The organism is Amycolatopsis ultiminotia, from assembly GCF_039536925.1.
In the GTDB taxonomy this organism is placed as follows: domain Bacteria; phylum Actinomycetota; class Actinomycetes; order Mycobacteriales; family Pseudonocardiaceae; genus Amycolatopsis; species Amycolatopsis ultiminotia.
This window is the reverse complement of sequence record NZ_BAAAZN010000028.1, coordinates 69,981-92,253: the sequence shown is the minus strand read 5'-3', so window position 1 is coordinate 92,253 and position 22,273 is coordinate 69,981. Positions and strand designations below refer to the sequence as shown.

At 70.0% G+C, this 22,273-nt stretch carries 20 protein-coding genes; 9 read left to right on the top strand and 11 right to left on the bottom strand.

From position 1 onward, the window contains the following. Window positions 1–125 precede the first annotated feature (125 nt). Complete coding sequence (locus ABD793_RS39505; protein ID WP_344868757.1) at window positions 126–1,655, bottom strand: glycosyl hydrolase 2 galactose-binding domain-containing protein; 1,530 nt, start codon at window positions 1,653–1,655, stop codon at window positions 126–128. A gap of 174 nt (window positions 1,656–1,829) precedes the next feature. On the opposite strand from ABD793_RS39505, the gene ABD793_RS39500 reads away from it, so the two are divergent. From ABD793_RS39500 to ABD793_RS39490, 3 genes are all read left to right on the top strand, one after another. Next, a complete protein-coding gene (locus tag ABD793_RS39500; RefSeq protein ID WP_344868755.1) occupies window positions 1,830–3,050 on the top strand; it encodes a PucR family transcriptional regulator in 1,221 nt (406 codons plus the stop codon). 215 nt (window positions 3,051–3,265) lie between these two features. Continuing rightward, the gene (locus tag ABD793_RS39495) at window positions 3,266–3,823 is read left to right on the top strand and encodes a 2'-5' RNA ligase family protein (RefSeq protein ID WP_344868754.1); all 558 of its coding nucleotides are present in this window, start codon (window positions 3,266–3,268) and stop codon (window positions 3,821–3,823) included. 368 nt (window positions 3,824–4,191) lie between these two features. Continuing rightward, window positions 4,192–7,005, top strand: coding sequence for an AfsR/SARP family transcriptional regulator (locus ABD793_RS39490; RefSeq protein WP_344868753.1), 2,814 nt, complete (start codon window positions 4,192–4,194; stop codon window positions 7,003–7,005). An 85-nt stretch (window positions 7,006–7,090) separates the two neighbouring features. Here ABD793_RS39490 and ABD793_RS39485 read toward each other — a convergent pair whose 3' ends face one another. Genes ABD793_RS39485 through ABD793_RS39470 form a run of 4 tightly spaced genes read right to left on the bottom strand, consistent with a single transcriptional unit; the run spans window position 7,091 to window position 10,836 of the window. Next, on the bottom strand, window positions 7,091–8,242 hold the full coding sequence (locus tag ABD793_RS39485; RefSeq protein ID WP_344868752.1) for an NAD(P)/FAD-dependent oxidoreductase: 1,152 nt from the start codon (window positions 8,240–8,242) through the stop codon (window positions 7,091–7,093). Between the two features lie 16 nt (window positions 8,243–8,258). After that, a complete protein-coding gene (locus ABD793_RS39480; RefSeq protein WP_344868751.1) occupies window positions 8,259–9,023 on the bottom strand; it encodes an amino acid ABC transporter ATP-binding protein in 765 nt (254 codons plus the stop codon). Further along, entirely contained in the window at window positions 9,020–9,940 is a 921-nt protein-coding gene (locus ABD793_RS39475; protein ID WP_344868749.1) for an amino acid ABC transporter permease, read from the bottom strand. The genes ABD793_RS39480 and ABD793_RS39475 overlap by 4 nt, the downstream gene beginning before the upstream one ends. Further along, on the bottom strand, window positions 9,940–10,836 hold the full coding sequence (locus ABD793_RS39470) for an ABC transporter substrate-binding protein (protein WP_344868748.1): 897 nt from the start codon (window positions 10,834–10,836) through the stop codon (window positions 9,940–9,942). Before ABD793_RS39470 ends, ABD793_RS39475 begins: the two co-directional genes overlap by 1 nt. A 68-nt stretch (window positions 10,837–10,904) precedes the next feature. Between ABD793_RS39470 and ABD793_RS39465 the strand changes: the two genes are divergently transcribed. Then, window positions 10,905–11,822: a MurR/RpiR family transcriptional regulator gene (locus tag ABD793_RS39465; RefSeq protein WP_344868747.1), complete on the top strand. Its 918-nt coding sequence runs from the start codon at window positions 10,905–10,907 to the stop codon at window positions 11,820–11,822. Window positions 11,823–11,828: 6 nt separating this feature from the next. Here the strand turns inward: ABD793_RS39465 and ABD793_RS39460 are convergent, their stop codons facing one another. Then, window positions 11,829–12,260 carry a MerR family transcriptional regulator gene (locus tag ABD793_RS39460; RefSeq protein WP_344868745.1) on the bottom strand — a complete coding sequence of 144 codons (432 nt, stop codon included), beginning with the start codon at window positions 12,258–12,260 and terminating at the stop codon, window positions 11,829–11,831. 55 nt (window positions 12,261–12,315) lie between these two features. On the opposite strand from ABD793_RS39460, the gene ABD793_RS39455 reads away from it, so the two are divergent. Next, window positions 12,316–13,842 (top strand): FAD-dependent oxidoreductase, encoded by a 1,527-nt coding sequence (locus ABD793_RS39455; RefSeq protein ID WP_344868744.1) that lies wholly within the window; start codon window positions 12,316–12,318, stop codon window positions 13,840–13,842. 23 nt (window positions 13,843–13,865) lie between these two features. Here ABD793_RS39455 and ABD793_RS39450 read toward each other — a convergent pair whose 3' ends face one another. The 3 genes from ABD793_RS39450 to ABD793_RS39440 form a co-directional block, all read right to left on the bottom strand. Then, window positions 13,866–14,696, bottom strand: a complete 831-nt coding sequence (locus tag ABD793_RS39450) for an SAM-dependent methyltransferase (RefSeq protein ID WP_344868743.1) — start codon at window positions 14,694–14,696, stop codon at window positions 13,866–13,868. A gap of 92 nt (window positions 14,697–14,788) precedes the next feature. Then, window positions 14,789–15,619, bottom strand: a complete 831-nt coding sequence (locus tag ABD793_RS39445; RefSeq protein WP_344868742.1) for an SAM-dependent methyltransferase — start codon at window positions 15,617–15,619, stop codon at window positions 14,789–14,791. A gap of 121 nt (window positions 15,620–15,740) precedes the next feature. Then, entirely contained in the window at window positions 15,741–16,118 is a 378-nt protein-coding gene (locus ABD793_RS39440; protein ID WP_344868740.1) for a DUF5997 family protein, read from the bottom strand. A gap of 41 nt (window positions 16,119–16,159) precedes the next feature. On the opposite strand from ABD793_RS39440, the gene ABD793_RS39435 reads away from it, so the two are divergent. Beyond that, window positions 16,160–16,891 carry a LysR family substrate-binding domain-containing protein gene (locus ABD793_RS39435; RefSeq protein ID WP_344868738.1) on the top strand — a complete coding sequence of 244 codons (732 nt, stop codon included), beginning with the start codon at window positions 16,160–16,162 and terminating at the stop codon, window positions 16,889–16,891. 18 nt (window positions 16,892–16,909) lie between these two features. Continuing rightward, on the top strand, window positions 16,910–17,704 hold the full coding sequence (locus tag ABD793_RS39430; RefSeq protein WP_344868737.1) for an SDR family NAD(P)-dependent oxidoreductase: 795 nt from the start codon (window positions 16,910–16,912) through the stop codon (window positions 17,702–17,704). A 129-nt stretch (window positions 17,705–17,833) separates the two neighbouring features. Here the strand turns inward: ABD793_RS39430 and ABD793_RS39425 are convergent, their stop codons facing one another. Further along, window positions 17,834–18,664, bottom strand: a complete 831-nt coding sequence (locus ABD793_RS39425) for an SAM-dependent methyltransferase (RefSeq protein WP_344868735.1) — start codon at window positions 18,662–18,664, stop codon at window positions 17,834–17,836. Window positions 18,665–18,807: 143 nt separating this feature from the next. On the opposite strand from ABD793_RS39425, the gene ABD793_RS39420 reads away from it, so the two are divergent. Then, window positions 18,808–19,251, top strand: coding sequence for a Fur family transcriptional regulator (locus ABD793_RS39420; protein ID WP_344868733.1), 444 nt, complete (start codon window positions 18,808–18,810; stop codon window positions 19,249–19,251). 17 nt (window positions 19,252–19,268) lie between these two features. Next, window positions 19,269–21,500 carry a catalase/peroxidase HPI gene (gene katG, locus ABD793_RS39415; RefSeq protein ID WP_344868731.1) on the top strand — a complete coding sequence of 744 codons (2,232 nt, stop codon included), beginning with the start codon at window positions 19,269–19,271 and terminating at the stop codon, window positions 21,498–21,500. A 59-nt stretch (window positions 21,501–21,559) separates the two neighbouring features. Here katG and ABD793_RS39410 read toward each other — a convergent pair whose 3' ends face one another. Continuing rightward, window positions 21,560–22,243, bottom strand: coding sequence for a TetR/AcrR family transcriptional regulator (locus ABD793_RS39410; protein ID WP_344868730.1), 684 nt, complete (start codon window positions 22,241–22,243; stop codon window positions 21,560–21,562). Window positions 22,244–22,273: the final 30 nt, after the last annotated feature.

Sequence of the window (22,273 nt, the reverse complement as noted above, 5' to 3'; positions counted from 1 at the left end):
GTTCGACCGGGTTCGTGACCAACGTCGAGAGTTACCCGCACCGCACCCGGGGACCGGCCGGCGGCTCGCGACGTCGCCCCTCTGTCACTCGTACCGGCGGACGTTCGCGCGCAGCGGGGAACCGCTCACCGTGCCTGGCCGAAGGTCGTGTCGTGCCGGGTGTTGCCCGGCAACCGCTGCTCGAAGGTGCCGCCGTCGTAGGTGGACCGGATACCGAACTCGCTCACGGAGCTGTCCGTGTCGTCGGCACTCGACGGATTTCCCGGCCAGTAGGGCACGAGCCCGTCGTGCGCGGCGACCGCGACCGGGAGCACCTCGGACAAGATCGACCGGCCCCGATCGCCGCCCTCGTGGCTGCCGGGCGTGGGTTGGTGACTGACCTCGACTTCGCCGTTGCCGCACCACAGCACCAGGCACGCTCGGTTGCGCAGCCGGGAAACCTGCGCCTGCACCTCGGCTGCGACCTCGGTTCGGAACGCGTCGGAATCGCCGGGGTAATCGGTACCGGCGAACCTGAAGTCCTGCCGGACGAGTACGCCCTGCTCGTCACACGCGGTGTAGAAGTCGTCGGGTACGTAACCGCCCCGGACTCGCAGGATCGGCACGTTTCCTTCGCGAGCACGGCGGACGCGATCACGCACCGGGGTGCCGTCGCTCGATCCGGCGAGCGGGTTCGGCGGCACCGATACCGCATCGTGGGCGGAAAGCGGAATTCCGTTGAGCCGGAAGCAAAACAGCCGGCCACCTTCGAGCTGATCGGGCCCGCGGCCGAGCGTGACGGTGCGCAGGCCGACGCGGTCTTCGAGAACGTCGACCGGAATTCCGTCCGCAGTCAGCTCGATCCGCACCTCGTGCAGCGCGGGCTCGCCGAGGTCCGAGGTCCACCAGAGCACCGGGTCGTGGAGTTCGAATTCGACGGTGGCCACTCCGTCGGCCACCAGGGCTTGCCGCCGGACGGTGCGCCCGCCGGGCGTGGTGAGGGTGAACGCGACCATCGCCGTCGTCGCGGCGAACGCGTCGACGTCGGCTCGCATCCGCACGGTGCCGTGGGACCGGTCGTTCGCGAGGTCGGTCAGCCCGACGTGGTGCCCGGTGAGCACCGCGCGGTGCTCGACGCTCAGCCACGCCGGACGCCAGATGCCGGGCGACGACAGCGGTGGCGTGAAATCGCCGCCACCGGAGAACCCGGTCCCGGACAGTCCGGCGACCGGCCGCATCGGCCTGCGGGGGCCGGCCGCCGCCTCCCGGGCGGGGAGCCCGGGTGTGAACCGTACGACCAGGTCGGCGGACGTGCCGGGCGGCAGCCGGTCGGTCACGTCGAACACCGCGGGGTGGAACCGGTTTTCGTGGCGCCCCAGCGGCAGGCCGCCCAGCCAGAGGTCGGCGATCGTGGTGAGTGCGTCGAACCCGAGCCGGACGCGGTCCCCCGGTGCGCGTTCCGGGCCGGCGACGCGGGTCCGGAACCACCACTCGCGCCTGGCCGTCCACGCGACGTCGGACTCGCGGTCGGGGATATGGCCGGCTGCGCGGAGTGCTTCGTGCACTCCGCCGGGAACGACGGCAGGCAGCCACTGTGCGTCCGCGAGCGAGCCCTGCCCTGCGGCCCGGTCGCACATTTCGAAACCGTCGACGGGCATGCGTCTGCGGTCGGTCATCGCAGCCCCCTTCGCTCGCGTCTCCGGGAAAAGCATGCGGGCTCCGTGGTGACCCCGGACTTGGGATTTGACCGAAGTCCGCCGAGCGGAGCTGTGATCATTACCTAAACTCATGGGTAACTTGTGACCTGCCGAAAGTGGAGGAGCTGGGGAGGTTCTCGTACCGTGGTTGTGGTGAACCCCAAAGATCTCGACGGGACGACCGAGGGCAGGCCGATGCCGGTGCGTTCCGCCCTGGCGGACTCGATCCTGGATCGCGTCATCGCCGAGGTGCCGTTCTACCGGACCCTCCCGCACGAGCTGCTGATCCACGACGCGTACAGCATCGTTCAGCAGAACGTGGACATCGTGCTTGACGCACTGCGCGAGCGCCGTGTTCCGGACCGGGAGAAATTCAGTCCTGCCAAGGAGTCCGCCCGGCGACGTGCCGAGGAGGGCGTTCCGTTGCCCGAGCTGCTGGACGCCTACGCGATCGGCGTGCGTGCGGTGTGGGACAGCGTGGCCGAGCAGGAGGCCGACCCCGCCGAACTCCGCGAACTGACCGCCGTCCTGTTCGGCGCGCTGCGGCAGGCCTGTTCCGAGGTCGCCGCGGGCTACCTGACCGGGCACGAGACGAGCACCCAGGACCGTCGGGAACTGGAGCACTCGATGATCTCCGCGCTGCTGGACGGCCGCGGCGCGGAGGTGGCGAGCGGACTCGCGCTGCAGCTGCCCGCGTACTACCTGGTTGCCAGCCTTGCCTTCGGCAGGCACCCGGACGAACTCGCCACCGATCTCGACACCACGGTCGCCACCCACCGCAAGATCCGGCGCATCCGGGACGCCCTCCACTGGCACGGCCGTGAGGGCACGCTGAGCTCGATCACCGCGACCGGCGGGCTCGCACTGGTACCGCAACCGGCGTGGACCGGATCGGAACGGGACTGGGCCGGCGCCAGGGCACTGGTCGGGCACCTGGAACGCAGTGCCGGAACCCACGTGGTCGCCGCACTGGCGGTCACCGCGCCGGGCGAAGTCCCCGATGCGGTGGCCGAGACCAGGGAAGTTCTCACCGTGGTGCAGGAATTCCGCCATCCGCCGGGGACTTACCGCCTCCAGGACGTGCTCGTGGAGTACCAGCTGACCCGCCCCAGTGCCGCGACGGAACACCTTGCGGCACTGCTGGCTCCGCTGGACGGTCATCCGGCGTTGCTGGAAACCCTCCAGACCTTCATGCGCGGCGGCGGCAATCGCCGGGCCACCGCGACCCGCCTGCACCTGCACCCGAACAGCGTCGACTACCGGCTGCACCGGGTGCACCAGCTGACCGGGCTCGACCCGACCGAACTGGAGGACACCCAGCGCATCGCCGCCGCACTCGCGGCCCGGCGGGCGGTGCCGCGGCGGGCGGGCTGAATCCCGGCTGTGGAACGGGCGTTGATCCGTCCCGAATGCGACACCGGCGAATATTTCCGAGAATCGTCGCAACGGCTGCTTCCGCGGCTCACCGGTGCATCGATCGCCCGAACCACCGGCGGGTTCCGATTCGGCCGCCGTGGTATTTCCCGAATGGCCGATCTGTCTTCCGGACCGGCTACCGGGAAACCTGCCGGATGTGCGAGCATTTCCGGATGGGTGGGGCAGCACCGGTCGAGACCGCGTTGATCGTGCCGGTCCCGGCGGCCGATCCGGTGGTCGGGAGGCATCGGCGGGAGCTGGACCATTCGGCGGTGTGGGGTGTTCCGGCGCATCTCACGATCAGCTATCCGTTCCTGGCGCCGGGCCGGATCACCGAAGCCGTGGTCGGCGAACTGCGAGCGCTGCTGTCCAGGGTCGAGTCGTTCGGATGTGTCTTCCGGCGGGTCGAGTGGTTCGGGAACGAGGTCGTCTGGCTCGCTCCGGAACCCGCGGAGCCTTTCCACCGGCTGATCGAACTGGTCTGGCGCAGGTTTCCGGAATGCCCGCCGTACGGTGGTGCCCATCGCGAAGTCGTTCCGCACCTGACTGTCGGGAGCACCCGCCTCGGCGAACCGGACGCGCTGCGGCGGGCTGCGGTGGCGGTCGGGGCGGAACTGCCGTTCCGCGCGGTGATCGACCGGGTGCGCCTGGTCGCCGGTGCTACGGCTCCCGGTTCCTGGCATCCGGTCACCGAATTCGGCCTGCCCGGTTCGGCGGGACGACTGCCGTGACCGGTTCCCGCCCGGGTGCATTTTCCGGACAGCACCCCGCCGGCGGGCACCACCGGGCACGCCGCTGAACGACTTGCCCGGTCGGGCAAGCGGATTGCCGGACACTCGTGCGGATACGACAATAGGTGAATTGTATTCACGTATGCACCATGTCTCGGGAAAGTGCCTTCACCGCGGCCTCGCCGTGCTACCGGTATGGTTCCCGGGAAAATCGGCCTGACCAGAATGAATCCGGTCGCACCTGCGGACCGATTCACTGAGCACGGGTTACGTGCGGGCCGGGAAAACCGTTATCGTGACGCCGCGTGCCCTGCGCGCGGTTGTGTGGATCGGAATGGTGAGCGATGGGCGACGCGGGAAGACCGAGGGTGATTGTTCGCCTGCTCGGCACCGTCCGGGTGCGCGTCGGCGACGCCGAAATCGACCTGGGCCCGCCCGGACCGCGCTCACTGTTCACCATGCTCGCCTTGCGCGCGGGCACCACGGTCCGCCTCGACGAACTCGTCAGCGGCCTGTGGGGTGAGACGCCGCCCAAGACTGCCGAGGGCATCGTGTACAGCTATGTCTCCGCCCTGCGCAAGGCCGTGGAACCCGGGCGCGCTCGCGGTGCCGCGCCGAGGGTGCTGACCGGTACACGGGCCGGGTATTCGCTGCAGCTGCCCGCCGAAGCGATCGATACGAGCCGCTTCGAGACGGCCGCCGCCGAGGGGTGGCGCCGGTGGAACGCCGATGATTTCGTCGGCGCCCGTGCACAGTGCGACGCGGCGCTGCGGGAATGGGGCGGGCCGCCGCTCGGCGGTGCGACCGGCCCGTTCGCGGAGGCGGAGCGTTCGCGGCTCGAACTGCTGAAGCTCGACGTCGAGGAACTGCGCGGCGCCGCGTTGATCGAGACCGGTGCGGCGGGTGGTGCGGTGACCGCGTTGTCCGCACTGACCGCGGAGAACCCGCTGCACGAGCGGCTGCACGAACTGCTGATGCTCGCGTTGTCCCGGACCGGACGGCATGCCGAGGCGTTGCAGGTCTACCAGCGGGTGCGCCACCACCTCGTCGACGAGCTCGGCGTGGAACCGGGTCCGGCGCTGCGCCGGATGCACAAACGCGTGCTGAGCGGTGAGTCCGATCCGCCTGCCGCGCGGTTCGGGCCGGGCCGGGTCGTCCCGGCGCAGTTACCGCACAGGATTGCGGAATTCGTCGGCCGCGAGGACGAAACCCGGCAGTTGCGGGAACTGTGCGAGACGGTGTCCGGCGACGCCTCCGGCGGTTCGGTGGTGATCTCGGCGATCGACGGTGCAGCCGGGGTCGGCAAGACCGCGCTCGCGGTGCACGTGGCGCACCAGGTCGCGGAGAAGTTCCCGGACGGGCAGCTGTTCCTCGATCTGCGCGGGTTCGATCCGCGGCATCCCCCGGTCGTGCCGGAGGCCGCGCTCGCGCAACTGCTGCGGAGCCTCGGCGCCGACGCGGAGCTGATCGGCGGCGACGTCGGGGCGCAGTCCGCGCTGTACCGTTCGCTGCTGGCCGGCCGCCGGGTGCTCGTGGTGCTGGACAACGCGGTGAGCGCGGAACAGGTCCGGCCGCTGCTGCCGGGGTCGGCGGGCTGCCTCGCTCTGGTCACCAGCCGCAACCGGCTGGCCGGGCTGGCCGTACGCGACGGCGCCGGACGGTTCAGCCTCGACGTGCTGCGGCCTGCCGAATCCCGCCGTCTGCTCCGCCGGGTGCTCGGCGCCGAACGGGTGGACGCCGAGCCGGCACTGGCCGCGGAGCTGGCGATCCACTGTGGACACCTGCCGCTGGCGTTGCGCATCGCGGCCGAGCGGATTCTCGACGGTGAACACCACGAGCTCGCCGATCTGGTTGCCGAGCTGCGGGTGGTGCCCGGACGGCTGGACGCGTTGTCCACTTCGGACGACGAATCCTCGATCGTGCGCACGGTGTTCTCCTGGTCGTACCACACGCTGAAGCCGGAGGAGGCGCGCTCGTTCCGGTTGCTCGGCGTGCATCCCGCGGCGGAGATGGGGCTCGCCGACGCGGCCGCACTGCTCGGCGCTCCGGTGCCGGTGGCTCGGCAGCGGTTGCAGGGCCTGGTGCGGTGGCATCTGCTGGAACAAGTGGCACGGGAGCGCTACCGATTCCACGACCTGCTCCGGATCTACGCCGCCGAATGTGCCGAACGGGACGAGCCGGGTGCGGTCGTGGACGAGGCGGTCCGGCGGCTGGCGACGTGGTATCTCCAGTCCACAGTGGCGGCGCGGGAGCTGCTGGCGCCGGGGCTCGGCCCGATCGACCCCGGTCGTCCGGATCCGGCGCGGCCGCCGGTCGCGCCTGCCGACTACGGCGAGGCGCTCGCCTGGGCAAATCGTGAGCTGCCCGCGCTGGCCGACGTGCTGGAGCTGGCCGTCGCCCACGGTTTCGACGAGCTGGCCGCACGGCTCGCCACCGCACTCGGCGCGCTGTGCCACTGTTTGAGCCAATGGGTGGAATGGCAGCGGATCATCTCGGTCGGGCTGGCCGCCGCAGAGCGCGTCGGCGACCGGCTCGCCGAAGGCAGGCTGTGCAACGACAACGGAGTGCTGTGCCACTTCCTCGGTCACCCGGAGGACGCAGTGTCCTGGCACCGCCGCGCGGTCGCGACGCTGGGCGCGCTGGACCGCCACGACGAGGCGGTGGCGGTCAACCTCGCGGTCGCCTACCTGATGATCGGCTGGGAGCTGGATGCGTTGCCGCTGCTGGCGGATGCGCTGGCGATCGCCCGTGAGCAGGGCAGCCGGTTCGTCGAAGCTTCGGTCGCAGACGGTCTCGGCGCGGTGTTGTCCCGGCTCGGCAGGCACGAAGAGGCGATCGAACTCGGACTCCGCAGTGTCGAGCTGCTGAAGGACACCGGCGCCGAACACATGCTGGCGCACGGACTGCAGCAGATCGGCTGGACGTGCCTGTCCGCGGGGCTGGTGGAGGACGCGGTCCGGCATTTCGGCGAGGCACTCCGCCGGTGGCGTGACCTTGGCGACCGCTGGGGAGAGATCTCCGGCAGTCACGCACTCGCGCAGGCACTGCACCGGGCAGGCCGGCCGGACGGCGCGCGCCGCCTGCTCACCGGCGCACTGGCGGCCATGCAGGAGTTCGGCTACCTCGGGATAAACGACCGCGCGGAGGCCGGGATGCGCGCCCTGCTCGACGAGATCGGCTGACGCCCCCGACCGCCCCGCCGTCGGTCGGCGTGCGGAAAACTTCGGTCCTCGCCGCGGGCCCGGCTGCCCGCGGCGAGGACTCGCATCAGGCCGGAGATGTCGCGCCGAGCCGGTCGAAAGTGAACGGGCGCAACACTTCCGGTCGCTTTCCGTCCAGCGCCCAGGTGGTGAACGCTTCGGCCACGGCGGGGGCGAGTGCAAATCCGTGCCCGCTCCAGCCGGTGCCGACGAACACCGAGTCCAGTCCCGGCACCGTGTCGACGACCGGGATCAGGTCGATCGTGCTGGTGTCCGCACGGGTGTTGTCGACCGCGAGGACCTCCGCCTCGGCCAGTTCCGGCAGGGTCGCCGCGAGATCGGCCAGTGTGCTGCGCAGTACGCCGGGATCGAGTGTGCCGATGCCGGTCGCCGGATCCCAGCCGCCGGGGCGGCCACCGGAGAGCATCACCGAACCCTCGTCGGTCGTCTTCACCGACAACGAGCGCCGGGTGTGCCCGAGCTGGTGGTTGAGCCGGAATCCCGGCGGCGCGGTCACGAACGTCACCTGGGTCGCCTTTTCCCACAGGGGCAAGGAGATCCCGGCCAACGCGCGGAGCAGCCGCGGGGTCGACCGGTTGGCCGCCAGTACCACCCCGCGGGTGGCCCGCAGCCGGTCGCCGTCGGCGAGGTCGAGGGTGACCGAGCCGTTGTTGCCTGCCGACAACGCGGCCACCCCGGTGTGCTCGCGGACGGCTGCGCCGAGTTTCCGTGCCGCGGCGGCGAACGCCCTGGTCGTGGCCGGGTGATCCGCGGTGCCGTCGTGCGGGGTGTGCAGTGCGCACCGCACGTCGTCGCTGATACCGGGCTGCATTTCGTCGAGCCGTTCCCGGTCGACGATCTCGCACGGGATGCCCGCCGCCTGCTGTGCCTGCCGCCGCGCCGGCATGCTCTGCCACCCGCTCACACCGGCGATTTCGACGTCGTAGAGGCTCAGCAGCCCATTGCGGCGGTACCCGGTCGGCGCGGCGAGCAGCGTGTCCAGCTCCGGCCACAGTTCCAGCGCCCGGCGGGCCAACGGCAGTTCCCGAAGATCCCGTCCTCCGGCGCGTACTCCGCGACGGCCGGGGCCCCCCGAAGCGCCGGACGCGAGTTCGCCCGCCTCCAGCAGCGTGACCTCCGCACCACGGCCGGCGAGGTGCCACGCGGTGGCAGCGCCCACCACACCCCCGCCCACGACGACGTACTCGACGGACTGCATCAGTGCTCCCTTCATCTCAGCCGACCCTTTCCAGAAACCGCCGCGTCCGCTCGTGCCGGGGATCGTCGAGCACCTGCGCGGGCGTGCCCTGCTCGACGATCCGGCCCTGGTCCATGAAGACCACGCGATCCGCGACCTGACGGGCGAAGCCGATCTCGTGCGTGACCACGAGCATGGTCATCGCCTGGTCGGCCAGATCGCGCAGCACGTCGAGCACCTCGCCGACGAGCTCCGGATCCAGCGCGCTGGTCGGTTCGTCGAACAGCATCAGCTTCGGCCGCATGCACAGCGCCCGCGCGATCGCGACCCGCTGCTGCTGCCCGCCGGACAGCTGTGCCGGGTAGTTCGCCTGCTTGTCCGCGAGACCGACCCGCGCGAGCATCGTCCTGGCGCGTTCGATTGCCTCGCCCTTCGGCACCCGCTGGACGTGCGTCGGCGCTTCGATCAGGTTCTGCAGCACAGTGAGGTGGTGGAACAGGTTGAACCGCTGGAACACCATCCCGATGTGCTGGCGGGCCCGGCAGGTCTCCCGGTGCGTGGTCTCCACCAGATCCGGCCCGGACCGCCGGTAACCGACCAGTTGCCCGTCCACGAGGATCGTGCCTGCCTGGATCTTCTCCAGGTTGTTGATACAGCGCAACAGGGTGCTCTTACCGGAACCGGACGGCCCGATCAGGCAGACCACCTGAGCGGGCGCCACCGTCAGATCCACCTCGTGCAGCACGTGCAGGGCGCCGTACAGCTTGTGCACGCCGCGGATTTCCACGGCCGGATCGTTCATTGCCCGGCCCCCAGTGCCAGCCGGGACAGTTTGCGCGAGGCGGCCGTCGGCATTGTCTCGTGTCCGCGGTTGAAATGGCGTTCGACGTAATGCTGGCCGACCGTCAGTACCGCGGTCAGCACGAGGTACCAGAACGTGACCACCAACAGCAGCGGAATGGTTTCATACGTCCGTGCGTAGATGATCTGGGCGCTGTAGAGCAATTCCGGCATGGAGATCACGCTGACGATCGAGGTCGTCTTCACCACGTTCACGAACTGGTTGGTCAACGGCGGCACGATCGCCCGCATGGCCTGTGGCAGGACGATCCGGCGCAGGGTCAGCCTGCCCGACATGCCCAGTGCCTCCGCCGCTTCCCGCTGCCCCTGTTCGACCGAGATCAGCCCGGCCCGGAAGATCTCCGCGCAATAGGCTGCCTCGTGCAAAGTCAGCCCGATGATCGCGGCCCCGGCCACGGTGATCACCGAATTGGTTTCCACGGTGACGAGATCGGGTCCGAACGGAATGCCGAGCGAAAGCTGCGGGTACAACGCGGCGAAGTTGTACAGCAGTAGTAACAGCACCAGCAGCGGGGTTGCGCGGAACAGCCAGATGTAGGCACCCGAAACCGCGTTGAGCACCTTGCTCGAAGACTGCCTCAGCATGGCCAGGATGATCCCCGCGACGATCGAGAGCGCCATCGCGATGACCGCCAGTTCGACCGTCCGGCCGAGCCCGGCCAGTACCGCCGGGCTGAACAGGTAGTGCCCGAACGCGGGCCAGGAGAAATTCTCGTTGGTGAAGGCCGATTTGAGGGCGAGTGCGACCAGTACTGCGACGAGCACGCCGGCGACCCAGTTGCCGTAGTGTTTTCTGGTCAGTATCCGGGAAGGCAGGTCGGTGGGTTCGCTGGCGGCCACGTGCTCCGAAATCGTCATCACGACCTTCCGTTCAGGATTTCCGTGGTGCTGAGGTCATTTTCGGCGAGCCCCCATTTGTCCAGGATTCGCCGGTAGGTGCCGTCGCGCATGAGCTGCTGGACGGCCTGATGCACCGGGACGGTCAACGGCGAATGTTTGGTGAACCCGGCCGCGACGAGCGCCCGTTTGTACTGCCCGGCGAGCCGGAACAGCTTCGGCTGCTGGTTCGCCACGTACTGGGTGAGCGAGATCGAGAAGTAGAGCACGTCGATTCGGCTGCTGCGCAGGGCGAGCACCGCCGCGGTGCCGTCGGGGAAGAGGCTCAGCCGCCAGTCCGGCCGCCCGGCGGCAGCACAGGTACCCGCCGCCTGTTCCAGCTGTCCCTGCTGGACGGAACCGATCACCACGGCGACGTCCCGGCCGCACAGGTCCAGATAGGACTTGACCGGGAAGTCCGTGGTGCGGCGGGCGAGGAAACCCTGCCCGCCGTTGTAGTAGGTGACGAAGTCGGCGTTCTTCTGCCGCTCCGCGGTGGGGCTGAGCGAGGCGAGCACCATATCGAAGCGTCCGGCGGCCAGTCCGGGCACGACGGCGTCGAGACTGGCCGGGACCGGATCCGCGGCAAGGCAGAACACGTCGGCGATGGCCTGGCTCATGTCCCGGTCGAGTCCGACGATGGTCACGTTGTCCTCGGCGTGATAGGCCATCGGTGGGGTGCTCGGCACCATCGCGACCCGGAACGCGCCGCGCTGGCGCACCGCGGCAGGCGCCATCTTGGCCAATGCGGGATCGCATCGCCCGTGCGGGCGGGCCACCAGTGCCGGGTCCGCCGCGCCGGCCGAGCTCAGCCCGCAGCCGGCCAGTACCAGGATCAGGGAGAGCGACCACGCGATCGTGGCCGGGGTTCGCCGCATTGCCTCACCTCCGCCTTCGGTGATGTAGTGTGTACTTCATGAACTCGCGAAAGTCTAGTGGTGACTAGATGGAGACCTCGTTGACGAAGCGGATCGCCCAGGTCCGGGACCAGCTGGGCGCGGGTGGCCTCCGGGTGGTCGACTTCTTCGCGCTGCACCCGTCGGAGGCGTCGGTGTACTCCGCGCAGGAGATCGCCCGCCGTGCGGAAGTCAGTGACGCGACGGTCATCCGGACGGTCAAACAGCTCGGCTACGGCGGGCTCGGGGAGTTGCGCCGCGCGGCCGCCGCGATGCTCAACCCGGTCCGCGACCCGGAGCAGACGCTGGCCGAGCACCTGACCCAGTCCGACGACCACAGCCAGCTCCTCGCGAAGATGAGCGTGGACGCCGCGCAACTGGCCTGCTCCCTGCCGTCCACCGTGCCTGCCGAGGCGCTGGAAACCGCGGCCGGAGTCGTCGCGGCCGCTTCGCACACGCTGATCGTCGGTTACGGATCCGCGCGCCCGGTGGCCGATTCGCTGTCTTTGGGACTGCGGCGGATCGGCTGGACCGCGAGTGCGACCGGGCAGACCGGGTACAACTTCGCCGACGAACTCGGCAGGCTCGGACCCGGTTCGGCGTTGGTGCTCGTCGCCCCGTTGCGGCACGTCCGCGAGCACGACGTGGCGATCAGCGAGGCGAGCAGGATCGGCTGCCCGATCGTGCTCATCACCGAGGTGCTCGCCAGTCATTTCGCCGACCGGGTCGACACCGTGCTGGTCGCGCCCTCCACCGAGAACCTGTTGCCCAGCACCCAGATCGGCCACCTGCTGATCGTGGACGCGCTGCTGCTGTCGGTTGCGGCCACCGATCCGGACCGGGCACTGGACGGCTGGAAGGCGACCAATCGCCTGCGCGGTGAACTGGTCGACGGGAACCTGGACGTGCCGTTGCACCGTTCGCTGGCTTCCCGGGTCCGCGCGCGGGGCCACGACGTCGAGGACTGACGGTGGCTACGCCTCGTCCGGTGGATCGGCGGCGAGTGCGGTGTCGACCGTGTGCTCGAGCTGGGCGCGCAGGTGCGGGCAATCCCGGACCGGGTTGTCCCGCGGGCAGGTGAGCAGGTGGTCGAGCACCCGCCCGGCCTGCTGCAGCTGCTGGATCCGTTCCTGCACAAGGGCAGCGGATTCCTCGATCACCTGCCTGGTCGCGGTGCGGTCGCCTGCCGGCGGGTCCGACAGCGCGGTGGCAGTGTCGGGGAGGCTCATCATCCCGTTGTGGTGGAGCAGCTGGACGAGGGCGAGCCGATGGAGTTCGTCGCGGCCGTAGGTACGCACGGTCCCGCGCCGTCCGGCCGGTGGAAGCAAGCCGACCTGGTCGTAGTAGCGCAGTGCGGAAACGGCGATCCCGAAGCGCCGCGCCACCTCGCTGATCGAGTAGTCCATCCCGCCATGGTCGCAGGTTGCGCTCAAGTCGGCTTGAGCGTGCACCGTGGTTGCCATGATCAGCGAAACGGACGCCGTGGCGCGTCACGAAGTGGTCGTGGTCGGCGCAGGGCCGGTGGGGCTCTCGACCGCGTTGTTCCTCGCGGACCGGGGAGTGCAGGTGCTGGTGGTCGACAAGCGCGACTCGCTCACCGCGCCGCCGCGGGCCGGTACGACAGTGCGCACGCTGGAGCTGTTCCGGGCGATCGGGCTCGGCGCGGACTTGGACCGGCTGTGCTGGGACGGTCCGGCGCCGTTCCGGTCGATGGTCAAGGACCGCGCGAATGGTGCGGTACAGCAGGAAGCGGCCCTTCCGGAGCGGTACGCGCGGCTGCTGGCGGAATGCAGTCCGATCGGGATCCGTGCGACGATGTCGCAGTACGAGGTGCAACAGCTGGCGCTGACGCACTTGCGCCGCCGCGGTGGACACGTCCGGTTCGGTGCCGAGGTGGTCGATTTCGCCGTCGGCGACGATGCCGTGCGGATCCGGATGGACGGTGCCGGACCCGTTGTCTGCCGGTACTTGATCGGGGCGGACGGCGCGCGCAGCCGGATCCGGGAACTGCTCGGCATCGGCCTGCCCGACCGCCAGGTCGCAGCACGGCTCAACACCGCCTTCTTCCGGGCCGATCTCCGCGAGCTGCTGCCGGAATCGGCAACGCACGCCTGCTTCATCCGCAACGAGCAGGTCTACTGCACCTTGTTCGCGAAGGGCGGCAACCGCTGGTCCTCGCATCTGATGGACTACCCGGGCAAACCCGACGAACTGGCGATGCTGTCGCCGGAGAAGACTGTTCGCCTGCTGCACGAGGCAATCGGTGAACCGCTGCCGATCGAGCTGATCGAGTGCACTGCGTGGGAGGCGGCGATCGGCACGGCCGGATCGTTCCGCGCCGGTCCGGTATTCCTGGCAGGCGACGCTGCCCACGTGCAGAGCTCGGCCGGTGGGCTCGGCATGAACACCGGGATCCAGGACGGGCACAACCTCGCCTGGAAGCTTGCCGCCGTGCTCCGCGGGACCGCGGATCAGTCGCTTTTGGACAGTTATGAACCGGAACGCCGGACTGCCGCCGAGGCGTCCTTGGCGCTGTCCTACCGCATGCACCGCGGGTACTGCTCGCACGAGGACGTGAACCGGCTTTATGCGCGATTGGCCGAGGATTACTTGCGCGGCATGATGTGCTACCGCTATCCCGCCGACGGTGCGGAGGACCTCGGGGGCAACCAGGCGGTCCCCGGTGCACGGCTACCGCATCGGTGGCTCGCCGATGGACTGTCCACACTGGATCTCGCCGGTACCGGCTGGGCGCTGCTGACCGGGCCGGACGGCGCCGGGTGGCAGGCTGCCGGTGACCGGCTCGACGTACGGCAGCTCGCGGACTCGAGCGTGTTCACCGAGCTGTCCGGTGCCGAGGCGGACGGTGCGCTCCTGGTCCGCCCGGACGGATTCGTCGCCTGGCGCTGCGACCGGCTGCCTGCCGATCCGGCCGATGCCGTGCGGTCCGCGTTGCGTGCGGTGCTGAGGCCGCCCGCGGATCGTTGACCGGGGCCGGCTCCTGTGCACGGTCAGGGTTTGCGGGCGACCACGCCGGCGATCAGTCGTTGCGCGATGTTCAACGGGGCCAGCAGCGGCCCGTCGGACCACCATTTGCTGAGCTCGACCAGTCCGGGCTCCACGAGTTCGAGCCCGTCGACCAGCTCCAGGATCTCTTCCCGGGTGCGTGCGGTGGCGCCACCGAGTGAACCGCGGGCCACGGCGTCCTCGAACACGTGCATCGCCTCACTGTCCGCGCCTTCGCCCGGGTTGAGCAGGTGCGAGATGGCGACGTAGGAGCCCGACGGCAGTGCGTCGAGGTAGCTGCGCATGATCTCGGCCGGCCGGTGCCGGTCGCCCTTGTGGTGGTGCAGGGTCGCCACGAACAGCAGTGCGATCGGTTCGTCCCAGTTCAGCTGGGTGCGCACGATCTCGTTGTCGAGGATGCTGGGCGGATCGAAGATGTCGCCCTCGATGAACCGGGTCCGCTCATTGTCCTCCAGCAGCGCCCGCCCGTGCGCGGACACCACCGGGTCATGGTCGACGTAGACGACCTTCGCCTCGGGTTGCAGCCGCTGCACCACCTGGTGCACGTTCTCCGCGGTGGGCAGGCCGGAGCCGCAGTCGAGGTACTGGGTGATGCGTGCGTGCGTGGCCAGGAACCGGCACAGCCGGATGAGGAACGCGCGGTTCTCGATGGCCAGATCGCTGACCTCGGGCATCACTTTGGTGAGCTCGTCGAGCGTCTGCCGGTCGATGTCGTAGTGCGTGGAACCGCCCAGCGCGTAGTCGTACATTCGCGCGATGCTCGCCCGGGTGGGATCCACGCCGGGGGGAGTGTTCGGATCGACGTTCGACGACATGCGCGGTGCCTCCTGCAGATGTTTGCGGTTGCCGACCCGACGAGCGTAGTCAGTCCCGGTGGACCGCGGAACCGGTCGTCTGCTGTGGACGGTCAGGGTTTGCGGGCGACGACTCCGGCCATGATCCGCTGTGCGGTGTTCGGCGGGGTCAGCTGCGGGCCGTCGGACCACCAGTCGCGCAGTTCCACCAGACCGGGTTCGACGATTTCGAGCCCCTCGACCATCTCCAGGATCTCCTCACGGGTCCGTGCGGTGGCGCCGCCGAGCGAACCGCTGGCGATGGCCTCCTCCAGCGCGTGCACCGCTTCCGCGTCGCCGTCGGCTCCCGGGTCGAGGAAGTGCGAGATGGCGACGTAGGAGCCCGAGGGCAGCGCGTCGAGGTAGCTGCGCATGATTTCGGCCGGCCGGTGCCGGTCGCCCTTGTGGTGGTGCAGTGTGGCGATGAACAGCAGCGCAATCGGCTGTTCCCAGTCGAGGTGGGTGCGGACCACGCTGTGCTCGAGGATGCTGTCCGGATCGAAGATGTCGCCCTCGATGTACCGGGTGTTCTCGTTGTCCTCCAGCAGCGCCCGCCCGTGCGCGCTGACCACCGGATCGTTGTCGACGTAGACGACCTTCGCCTCGGGTTGCAGCCGCTGCACCACCTGGTGCACGTTCTCCGCGGTGGGCAGGCCGGAACCGCAGTCGAGGTACTGGGTCATCCCGGCATGCGTGGCCAGGAACCGGGACAGCCGGATCAGGAACGCGCGGTTCTCCCGGATCGCGTCCGCCAGCTCGGGCATCACCTTGGTGAGCTCGCCGAAGGTCTGCCGGTCGATCTCGTAGTTGGTGGAACCGCCGAGTGCGTAGTCGTAGATCCGCGCCACGCTCGCCCGGTCCGGATCGACTCCGACGGGGGTGTTCGGATCGACGTTCGACGACATGCTCGGCGCCTCCTCGACGTGCTGTTGTGCCGGCCGGTACACCGAGCGTAGTCACCCGGCCTGCAGTGCGAAACCGAGGGACCCGGACGGGCGATCGGGTCCGTTGTGGACGTCGGCGGGTTCAGTCCCCGGACTCGCGGGCCTTCAGCCGCGCCGTCTCGCGGCGGACCTCGGCCTGGGTGCTGCGTTCCCGTTGCAGCCACTCCGGATCGTCGGCCTTGAGCGCGTCGATCTGCTCGGTGGTCAGCGGTTCGGTGATCCCGCCGCGGGCCAGCCCGCCGATGGAGATGCCCAGCTTGGCCGCGACGACCGGGCGCGGGTGCGGCCCGTCGCGGCGCAGGTCCCGCAGCCATTCCGGCGGATCGGCCTGCAGGGCGTTCAGCTCGTCGCGGGAGACCACGCCCGCGCGGAACTCGGCGGGGGTGGCTTCGAGGTAGACCCCCAGCTTCTTGGCCGCGGTGGCCGGCTTCATCGTCTGGGGGGTCTTCTGCGACGTCATGCCGCCAGGGTAATCCGGCCCGGCCCGGGTAATCTGGCCCGGTGACCGCAGCGGAGCAACCCCCGGCGTTCCGGCTGGCCTGCGTGCCGGGGGCGACGCCGGCGAAATGGGTGCGGATCTGGCGCGAACGTGAGCCGGGGGTGCCGCTGGACCTCGTCGCAGTGCCTGCCGCGGAGGCCGCGGACGCGGTGCGCCAGGGCCGGGCCGACGCGGCGCTGCTGCGGATCCCCGGCGACCGCGAGGGCCTGCACGCGATCCCGCTCTACACCGAGACCACGGTGGTCGTCGTCCCGAAGGACCATCTGATCGCCGCGGCCGACGAGGTGTCCTGCGCGGACCTGGACGAGGACGTCGTGCTGCACCCGCTCGACAACACACTCGGCTGGGCCACCCCGCCCGGCCGGTCTGCGCTGACCCGCCCAGCCACCACCGGCGACGCGATCGAACTGGTCGCCGCGGGGGCCGGCCTGCTCGTGGTGCCGCAGTCGCTGGCCCGGCTGCACCACCGCCGGGACCTGACCTACCGGCCGCTCGTCGACGCCCCGCAGTCGCGGGTCGCGCTGTCCTGGCCCGAGGGCGAGACCACCGACCTGATGGAGCGGTTCATCGGCGTCGTCCGCGGGCGGACCGTCAACAGCACCCGCGGACGGCAGGAGGCGGTGGCGAAAGGCGGCGAACCCGGGCGGAAGCAGGCCAAACCCGCCCAGCCCGCGCGGGCACCGGCCCGGCGGCGCGGCGCGCCGAAACCGGGCAGGCCCCGCCGTCGTCGTTGAACGGAAAGAGGTACGAACGTGGACCTGGACCTGACCGGCAAGCGTGCGGTGGTCACCGGCGGGAGCCGGGGCATCGGACTGGCGGTCGCGGAGGTGCTCGCCGCGGAGGGCGCGGATCTGGCACTCGTCGCGAGGGGTGAAAGCGCACTGTCCGCGGCCGCGGACCGCCTCGCCGGACAGCGCACCAAGGTGCTCCCGGTGGTCGCGGACACCACCGACGACGCGTCCGTGGCGGCCATGGCGGAACGGGTGACCGCGGAACTCGGCGGGGTGGACATCCTGGTCAACTGCGCGGCGGAGGCGGCGACCGGCGCGCGGACCCCGCTCGCGGAGCTGCGCGACGAGGACCTCCGCCGGCAGGTCGAGACGAAGGTGCTCGGCTACCTGCGCTGCGCCCGTGCGTTCGCCCCCGGCATGCGGGCACGGGGCTGGGGCCGGATCGTCAACGTCAGCGGCCTCAACGCGCGCACGGCCAGTTCCACCTTCGGGTCCATCCGCAACGTCGCGGTGGCCGCGATGACGAAGAACCTCGCGGACGAACTCGGGCCGTCCGGGATCACCGTCACCGTGGTCCACCCCGGCTTCACGGTCACCGAACCCGTCACGGCGATGCTGGCGAGCCGCGCCGCGGAGCGCGGGATCACCGCGGCCGAAGCGGAGGCCGAACTGGCCGCGGGGGTGAGCATCGGCAGGCTGGTCACCGCCGCCGAGGTGGCGGACGTAGTGGCCTTCCTCGCGTCCCCGCGCAGCGCCGCGATCAACGGCGACGCGATCGCAGCGGGCGGCGGCCAGTCGGGAGCCATCCACTACTGAGCGGCCGGGGCACGCTGCACCCAGTACCTCATCCGGCCGTCCGGCACCGGGCGTTGCAGTGTGGTTGCGCTGAATCCGATGCGCCGCCGTCCGAGCGGGACTTCCGCCGGGCGGACTGAGCCGCGCGGATCAGGCCTTGCGGCCGACCGCTCCCGCGATGCACTCCTGGACCTGGTTCAGCGGCTGGTAGCGGGGGCCGTCCGGCCACCAGTCGTCGCACAGCACCAGGCCGGGTGCGACGAGTTCGGTGCCGCCGAACATGTCCTTGATCTGCTCGGCGGTGCGGAACAGTCCGCTGCCCATCGGGCTGTGCGTGAACTTCTCCTCCATCTGCCGCGCGATCTCGCTGTGCTCCGGCGTCTGCGGGTCGAGGAAGTGGGCCACCACCACGAACGAACCGGCGGGCAGTGCATCCACATAGGTCTGCATCAGCTGGGCGTAGTCGTCGCCGAGGTAGTGGTGCAGCGTGCCGTTCTGCAACAGTGCGATCGGCTGGGTCCAGTCGAAGAACTCCCGCGCGGTCTCGTTCTCCAGCACCTGCTCGGGCTTGAAGATGTCCGCCTCGACGAACTTCGTGTGCTCGTTCTCCTCCAGCAGCGCGCGTCCGTGTGCGACCACCACCGGGTCGTTGTCCACGTACAGCACCCCGGCGTCCGGGATGATCCGCTGTACCACCTGGTGGGTGTTCTCCGCGGTGGGCAGTCCGGAACCGCAGTCGAGGTACTGGGTGACGCGGCCCTGGGTGGCGAGGAAACGGCAGGCGCGGATGAGGAAGTTGCGGTTCGACCACGCGAGGTCGTTGACCTCCGGCGCCACCGTGGCCACCTGTTGCAGCACCCTGCGGTCGATCTCGTAGTTGTTCGTGCCGTTCAGCGCTGCGTCGTACACCCGGGCGATGCTCGCCCTGGTGATGTCCACCCCGACCGGGTGGGAGCTGGGCGATTCGGCGGCCTCGGACATGCTGGCGTCACCTCGGGTGTGTCGTGCGTCTCCTGCGGGACTCCACCGTAGCGTGATCGCGCGGTCGCGCCACCGTCAGGCGGGCCACTCCCGATCGGGTGCCAATCTTGATTCATTCCAGAAAATGCGGCAGACTCCGTGACGTGCCGACGACTACGGACTTCGAGCGGATGCTGCGCGGGGCAGCACTGCGGGTGACGCGCCCCCGGGTGGCCGTGCTGTCCGCGGTCCATGCCCATTCGCACGCCGATACGGAGTCCATCATCGGTGTCGTGCGCGCGGACCTCGGTGAGGTTTCGCACCAGGCCGTCTACGACGTGCTGCGCGCGCTGACCGGTGCGGGGCTGCTGCGGCGTATCCAGCCGCCCGGTTCCCTCGCCCGGTACGAGGCACGGGTCGGGGACAATCACCACCACGTCGTGTGCCGTTCGTGCGGTGCCATCGCCGACGTCGACTGTGCGGTCGGCCCGGCGCCCTGCCTCACTCCCTCCGACGCCAACGGGTTCGTCATCGACGAGGCCGAGGTCGTCTACTGGGGGCGCTGCCCGGCCTGTTCCACCGCCTCGGCTTCTGAGCTCCATCTCTGATTCCCGGAAGGATTGCAGTGTCTGACACCCCTGACTCCGTACTTGGCGAGGTTAACGAAGAGAGCGCGGGCGGGTGCCCGGTCAGGACCGGGCGGTTCGGCCACCCGACCGAGGGGGGCAGCAACCGCGAGTGGTGGCCCAACCAGCTGAACCTGAAGATCCTGCGCAAACACGGCCCCGCGGCGGACCCGATGGGCGAGGACTTCGACTACGGCAAGGAATTCCTCTCCCTCGACCTCGATGAGCTCGCTCGCGACGTGGACGAGCTGCTGACCACCTCGCAGGACTGGTGGCCCGCGGACTTCGGGCACTACGGCGGCCTGATGATCCGGATGGCCTGGCACAGTGCCGGCACCTACCGGATCGAGGACGGCCGCGGCGGGGCCGGCGCGGGCATGCAGCGGTTCGCGCCGCTCAACAGCTGGCCGGACAACGTCAACCTGGACAAGGCACGCCGGCTGCTGTGGCCGGTCAAGAAGAAGTACGGCCGCAAGATCTCGTGGGCCGACCTGATGATCTTCACCGGCAACCGGGCGCTGGAGACGATGGGCTTCACCACCTTCGGCTTCGCCGGTGGCCGCAAGGACGTCTGGGAGCCGGACGAGGACGTCTACTGGGGTCCGGAGCGCACCTGGCTCGGCGACGAGCGCTACAGCGGTGACCGCGAGCTCGAGGAGCCGCTGGCCGCGGTGCAGATGGGCCTGATCTACGTCAACCCGGAAGGCCCCAACGGCAACCCGGACCCGCTGGCCTCGGCCCGCGACATCCGCGAGACCTTCGCCCGGATGGCGATGAACGACGAGGAGACCGTCGCGCTGATCGCCGGCGGGCACACCTTCGGCAAGACCCACGGTGCGGCACCGGAATCGCACAAGGGTGCCGAGCCGGAGGGTGCACCGATCGAGCAGCAGGGGCTGGGCTGGAAGAGCGAGTTCGGCTCCGGCAAGGGCCGCGACGCCATCGGCTCCGGGCTGGAGGTCACCTGGACGCCCACCCCGGTGCAGTGGAGCAACTGGTTCTTCCACAACCTGTTCGAGTACGACTGGGAGCTCACCGAGAGCCCGGCGGGCGCCAAGCAGTGGACGCCTGCGGGTGGCAAGGCGCGCAACACCGTGCCGGACCCGGAGACCGGCAAGCTCGACCGCACCCCGAGCATGCTGACCAGTGACCTCGCGCTCCGCTTCGACCCGATCTACGAGCCGATCTCGCGCCGGTACTACGAGAACCCGGACGAGTTCGCGGACGCCTTCGCCCGTGCCTGGTTCAAGCTCACCCACCGCGACATGGGCCCGATCCAGCGTTACCTCGGCCCGCAGGTGCCGCAGGAGCGGCTGATCTGGCAGGACCCGGTGCCCGAGGTGGACCACGAGCTGGTCGGCGACGCGGACGTGGCGGAGCTCAAGGCGAAGATCCTCGACTCCGGCCTGACCGTGGCGCAGCTGGTCTCCACCGCGTGGGCGTCCGCTTCGACCTTCCGCGCCAGTGACAAGCGCGGTGGCGCGAACGGTGCCCGCATCCGGCTCGAGCCGCAGCGCGGCTGGGAGGTCAACGAGCCGGACCAGCTGGCGCAGGTGCTGCGCACGCTGGAGGGGATCCAGGAGTCCTTCAACAGCGCGCAGACCGGCGGGAAGAAGATCTCGCTCGCCGACCTGATCGTGCTGGGTGGCGCGGCCGCGGTCGAGAAGGCCGCGAAGGACGCCGGGGTCGAGGTGCAGGTGCCGTTCTCGGCAGGCCGCACGGACGCCTCGCAGGAGCAGACCGACGCGGATTCGTTCGCGCCGCTCGAGCCGGCCAACGACGGTTTCCGCAACTACCGCGGTAAGGCGGGCCGGCTGCCGTCGGAGTACCTGCTGGTGGATCGGGCGAACCTGCTGAACCTGAGCGCGCCGGAACTGACCGTGCTGATCGGCGGTCTGCGGGTGCTGGGTGCGAACTACCAGGGGTCGGCCGACGGGGTGTTCACCGCGAACCCCGGCCTGCTGACCAACGACTTCTTCGCGAACCTGCTCGACCAGGGCACGGAGTGGACGCCGCTCTCCGAGGACGGTGAGCGGTTCGAAGGCCGTGACCGCGCCACCGGTGAGGTCAAGTGGACCGGTTCCAGGGTCGACCTGATCTTCGGCTCGAACTCCGAACTGCGTGCCGTCGCCGAGGTCTACGCGAGCGACGACGCGAAGGAGAAGTTCGTGCGGGACTTCGTGGCCGCCTGGCACAAGGTGGCGGATGCGGACCGGTTCGACCTGGTCTGATCCTCCACAACGGACGGCCCCGGTGACGGATTTTCGTCGCCGGGGCCGTTTTTCGTTGCTCAGTCCTCGGCGGGTAGCGGGGTGGCGCGGGCGCCGTTGAGCAGGGTGTCCAGCGCCCACCGGCTCCGGCTGTGCCCGGAGCCGGAGGTCAGGGCGTCCCCCGCGGCGGCGATGTGCGGATGGCTTTCCGGGGAGACCGACCGGAGGATCTCCACCAGTGCGTCGTGTTCGCGGTCCGAGGCCGGCCTGCCCCGCTGGGTGCCGTGTTCGACCGCGCTGGCGGTGACGACCAGCAGCAGGAGATCGACCGTCCACGCGGCCGGTCCGGCAGGCAGCCCGCCCTCGGCGAGCAGGCCGAGCACGGTGTCCACGATCCCGAGGTAGTGCGGTCCGTTCAGCCGGGTCACCAGCGCGACGCGGGCCAGCCCCGGGTAGGCGTACAGCAGGTCCTGATACGCCGAGGTGAGCGTCCACAGACGGTCGCGCCAGCCGCCGGTGCCGCGGCCGGTGTCGATTTCGCCGAGCAGTTCGTCGAGCACCGCGGCGTGCAGCTCCTCGGTGTCGCTGAGGTAGACGTAGAGCGAGGCCGGTCCGGTGTCGAGTTCCTTGGCCAGCCGCCGCATGGTGACCCGCTCCGCGCCCTCCCTGCGCACCACGTCCAGTGCGGCCGCGACGATGCCGTCCCTGCTCAACGCCGGTTTGGCCGGCCGTTCCCGCCGGTTGTAGGAGCCGCTGGAAGCCATCCCGGCATCGTAGGCGAACCGGGTCCGCGG